3 protein-coding genes are annotated in these 3,576 nt (G+C 49.0%); 2 read left to right on the forward strand and 1 reads right to left on the reverse strand.

Translation table 11 applies throughout. From position 1 onward, the window contains the following. Positions 1 to 42 precede the first annotated feature (42 nt). Entirely contained in the window at positions 43 to 1,149 is a 1,107-nt protein-coding gene (locus BG32_RS00635) for an aspartate aminotransferase family protein (RefSeq protein WP_121526219.1), read from the forward strand. Next, the gene (lysA, locus tag BG32_RS00640; protein ID WP_099772270.1) at positions 1,142 to 2,269 is read left to right on the forward strand and encodes a diaminopimelate decarboxylase; all 1,128 of its coding nucleotides are present in this window, start codon (positions 1,142 to 1,144) and stop codon (positions 2,267 to 2,269) included. The genes BG32_RS00635 and lysA overlap by 8 nt, the downstream gene beginning before the upstream one ends. Positions 2,270 to 2,424: 155 nt before the next feature. Here lysA and BG32_RS00645 read toward each other — a convergent pair whose 3' ends face one another. Then, positions 2,425 to 3,426, reverse strand: coding sequence for an alpha/beta fold hydrolase (locus BG32_RS00645; RefSeq protein WP_099772271.1), 1,002 nt, complete (start codon positions 3,424 to 3,426; stop codon positions 2,425 to 2,427). Positions 3,427 to 3,576: the final 150 nt, after the last annotated feature.

Raw genomic sequence — 3,576 nt, forward strand, 5'->3', positions numbered from 1 at the left:
TTGAAGGCCCTGCTCGACGAATTCGAACTGTGAGATGATGAGATGCTGTCAAACGTTTATTCGCCATTTCCATTGAAGATCCGCAGTGCCCACGGTATCAGAATCGAGACGGATAATGGTGAGTATCTCGATACCTTTGCCGGAATAGGGGTTCTTGCTTTCGGGCACACGGATAGAAAGACCGTCGATGCCGTTACTTCAAAGGTTCAGCGGTTCTCCCACACTTCGAATTACTTCCTCGACGAAGACGCGATTTCCCTCAGCAAATTTATCCTCGACTTCTCAAATTCCGAAGGCGAAGTTTACTTCGCTAATTCCGGGACGGAAGCCACAGAGGCCGCTATAAAAGCTGTAAGAAGGCTAAAAAAGGGCAAGCTGATTTCGTTCGAGGGGAACTTCCACGGAAGAACGATGGGCGCGTTGTCGCTAACTCATAGCGAAAGGCTTCGGAAACCCTTTGAACCGCTACTTCCCGACGTTCGGTTCATTCCTAAGAGTGTTCAAGATTTTGAAAAGGCAGTATTGTCTGATGAAATTGCCGCGGTCTTCGTGGAGGTCATTCAGGGGAACAGCGGTGTTCACCTATACCCTGCCGAGCTTCTTCAAGCCATTGAGAAGTTGAGAAAAGAGCGAGGTTTTTTGCTCGCAGCCGACGAAATACAGAGTGGCCTCTGCAGAACGGGAGAGTATTTTGGTTATCAGAATTACGCGATCGAGCCGGACATAATAATACTGGGAAAGGCTGTGGGAGGTGGACTACCCCTGGGGGCCGCCGTGTTCAGAGGCGTATCGCCCTTTTATCCCGGAGATCACGGCTCCACATTTGCACCGAATCCAGTCAGCCTCGCAGCAGGGCTCTCCGTTTTGAGTAGAATGGACTCGGCTCTTCTAGAAAGTGTTAGAATATGTGGGGCCCATCTGAAGGAGAATCTGGAGAGACTTCCCTGGGCAAGAGAAGTGAGAGGCATGGGACTCATGATTGGCGTTTCAACGGAGAACCCTGAAAGAATAAAGAGCCTCGCCTTTGAAAGGAAGGTACTTCTAAATGTTACGGCGGGAAGCATAAGGTTCCTTCCGGCGCTGAATATTTCGGAAGAAGAGATAGACGAGATAACGGAGCGACTGGATTTTGGAGGACTAAATGATTGATTTTCAGAAACTTGCAAATGAGTTTGGAACACCATTATACGTATATGATTCGGAAAAGATAAGGAAGAGGATAAAGAAGGCGAAGACCGTTTTCGATGGTCTCGATGCAGAGATAGTCTTCGCCCTTAAAGCCAACAACAACCCCGCACTTCTCAAGATCATGGCCGAGGAGGAAATCGGAGCCGACGTCGTCTCGAGGGGCGAGCTTCTTGCGTCGAAGATGGCCGGAATGAACCGAATTCTCTGGAACGGGAACGGCAAAACTCACGAAGACATTAGACATTTCGTGAACCAGGGGCTCAACATTGTCTGCATCGACTCACTTCAGGAGTTGCCGCTCTGGGACGGGGTAAATGTGATCAAGCTCTTGAGAGTAAACCCCGATGTAGATGCCCGTACTCACCCGCATATATCGACAGGCTTGAGGGCCCATAAATTCGGCGTGCCCATAGAAAAGGTCTCGGAAGTTGCCGACAGGATAGATGGAATACATCTTCACATAGGCTCTCAGATTACGGACGTGGAACCCTTCTTCGATGCCTATTCTAAGGCCCTCGATTGTGCAAAGCAATACGGATTCAAGCACATCGATCTTGGTGGAGGCTGGGGAATAGACTACGAAGGAAGAGAGCTTGACATTGAAAGACTTCAAAAAGGAATATCCGGAATCTTTGCAGGCTTCGACGGTAAACTGATAGCCGAACTGGGGAGATTCATCATAGGTCCGGCCGGCTATCTGGTCACCAAAGTGGTCAGCGTCAAGCCTTCGGAAAAGATATTTATTGTCACCGACGCTGGAATGAACGCCTTGATAAGACCAGTGCTGTATGATGCCCATCACAGAATTCAGGTCCTCGCAAGCACAAAAAAGACCGTCACTGCCGATGTGGTCGGTCCGCTGTGTGAAAGCGGTGACATTCTTGCCAGAGGCCGAAAGCTCGAAGTACCGATTCCCGGAACCGCAATAGTCTTGGAGAATGCCGGCGCGTATGGATTCTCAATGGCAAACAACTACAACGGAATGCCCTTCCCTGCGGAAGTGCTCGTGGACGGAGAAGAGGTCAAGCTCATTCGCCGCAGACAGAGCATTGAGGAACTATTTACTAACGTAAAGATGTGAAGATCGAGATCCGCCCTTTCGATAAATCGCTGAATCAAACGAAAGCTCGCGACTCATTGGGTAGAGACTCAGATAAAGAAAAGCAAAAAGAGGGACTGACTCATTTCTTTTGTCCCTCTTTTTTGGTGACTTATAGCGCTATCGAAGAACGATTTTTACAGTGTCTTGCTAAACCAATCTACAGTGGCTTCTATTAGCTGATTGAATGCGGTCATATCTCCGGTGAATATATTGAAGGTGTGGTCTGCGCCCTCGATTATAAGAACCTTCGATTTCTCATTTCTAGATGCATCGACGATTCTCTGTGCATTCACGGGATCGACTACTGTGTCTTCTGAACCATTGATAGCAAGCACCGGTGCACTTGAGTTAGAGAAGACCTGCAAGACGTCCGTTCCGTAGGCCTCGTCGAACCACTGAAGTCCCAGTTTAAGAGGGCTTCTCCACTCAAAGGTCAGCTCATAGTAACCATTCTGCTTCGCAATTTCGTAAGCTTCTAAGCTTCCAACGCCTGACAGGTCAGGAGCGCCAGCCCAGCAGAGAACAGACTTGTAAGCGGGATTCTGTCCTGCCGCAAGCAAAGCGATCGTTCCACCCTGGCTCCAGCCCATTATCCCGGCCCGATGACCGTCCACTCTTGGAAGACTTGCCGCGTAAGCGAACGCGATGTTCGTGTCGTCTACGGCTGAAGTGAAATTGTAGTTAATGTAGTCGGCAGTACTCTCGCCGTTCCCAATGAAGTCAAAGCGAACACTCGCAATACCGGCCTTTGCAAGCGCTGGAGCTGCCAGCAGGTAACCACCACCGGCCTCGTTCTTATCAGAGCCTGTTCCATGAAGCATAACAACTAATGGAAATGGACCGTCACCGTTGGGTATACAGATAACAGCGGGAATCTCATGATCGATATTGGGAATCATGACGGATATTTCCGTATAGGCTTCAGGAATCTTCAAGACCGTTCCCACCTGAAGTGCAAACTCATCAGTGATTCCGTTAAGTTCGGCAATTTCCTTCCAGTCGACACCATACGCCTTTGCGATCTCCCATAGAGTATCTCCCTTTACAACAGTGTACTCGCTTCCGGCTCCGAAAAGCATACCGCCAAGAAGCACAATCAAAAGAACAACTAGAGAAGCTCTCCTCGTAACTTTCAACGCTCTCACCCCTCAAAAAAGATATGGTTTCATTTTTAGTATACACCCGCTTTGTTGCCGGACTGATAATAAGCTCCTCTTGAAAACGCTCCTGCAAGAAGAGAGAGAAAGAGAGGGAGAGAAGAGAGAGAGAGAGAAAGGGAGAGAAGA

Origin of the sequence: Mesotoga sp. HF07.pep.5.2.highcov (assembly GCF_003666285.1) — a bacterium.
Lineage (GTDB): Bacteria > Thermotogota > Thermotogae > Petrotogales > Kosmotogaceae > Mesotoga > Mesotoga prima.